Consider the following 1,411-nt stretch of genomic DNA (forward strand, 5'->3'; position numbering starts at 1 on the left):
TATAAAGCCTGCACAGCCTGTAACTAAGATTTTATCAGTCATTTTAGCTACTATACCCCTTAAGTAATATTTTTCCTTTCCCTTTGAAGCCACAGCTCTAAAATGAGCAGGGCGTACATCAAATATGCCCAATTCCTTTCTCTCATAATTTTTTGTTCGGCGAGCAAATGAACCTGAGTCTTATCCAAGTAACTATATATCATGGCATTTGGATTAAGAAGGGCATCTGTAGTCAAATCCTTCAAATCGTCAGTCAACCATTTGTATAACGGTATCTCAAAGCCTTTTTTCTTTCCCCTGGTTACTTCATCGCTGAGCAATCCGCTGTAGGCATCCCGCAAAATCCTTTTGCCCATTTTTAACCCGACTTTATACGAATCCGGCAAGAGCGCGGCAAATTCAACAATCTTGTGATCTAAAAAAGGAGACCTGGCCTCTAATGATGCAGCCATAGACGCCATGTCCATCTTAACCAGCAACCCGGGCAGGATAAACGCCCGATCAAGCTCAATCTGTCGATCCACCCATGAATAATTTGAAATCTCCTTTAGTTTGTTTTCGATCAAGGCTTCGGTGGGAGATTGCCGCTTCCCTATCCACCATGATCTTTTGTCCGAGTCGTTAAGCTGGTCATTTGTCCAAGTCAAGAAGCGCATAGCCGGCGACTGCGAAGATCCCCTTGTAATCCTGCGCAAAAACCCAAGCGCGCTTCTTCTAGAACCGGGGCATCCTCCTAAAACGTTCCCTAGCAAACCCCAAATAAAAGAAGGTACATAACGTCCCCACAAATCGAAATGCCTGTTTGCCACATAGCGCCGATAACCGCCAAAGACCTCATCTCCACCGTCGCCGTTGAGTACCACTTTTACATAATTTGAAGCTAACTTGGATATTGCCATCGACGGAATTGCGCTGGAATCGGAAAAAGGTTGATCGTAATGCTCTACCACCTGAAAGATATAATCTTTTGGAGCTATTTTCATATCCAATATTTGGTGACGAATGCCCAATGCCCTGGCCGTTCGCTTGGCAATGGCCGATTCGTCCGTTTCAAAGCCCGGAGTTGCCACTGTAAACGCCGTAAGCGTGGAGCCAATTTCCCGTGAAGCCTCGTAAGTAATTACGCTGCTGTCCATGCCACCGGACAAAAAAACGCCCAAAGGAACATCGCTTCGAAGCTGCAATTTCACCGTTTCCCTGATTAAATCCCGCAGGCATTTCTGTGCCTCCTGGTAGCTCATTTCAACCTTAGGCAGGCGTGTTAGCGTCCAATAGGACTGGCTTTCCATTCCTGTCTTATTTACCCTCATCCAATATCCGGGCTTCAAGCAATACACGCCATCGTAAATCGTCCACGGTTCGGGAATGCCAAAGGAAAGATAATCATATATGGACTGATCCCTTATTTTTA

The 1,411-nt window shown here is 45.5% G+C and carries 1 protein-coding gene; it reads right to left on the bottom strand.

Translation table 11 applies throughout. The annotated features are described in order from the left end of the window. Positions 1 to 59: 59 nt before the first annotated feature. On the bottom strand, positions 60 to 1,411 hold a 1,352-nt coding region (locus Q7P41_RS05945), incomplete at its 5' end, for an asparagine synthetase B (protein WP_303882875.1).

It is taken from the genome of Acetomicrobium mobile (assembly GCF_937920065.1).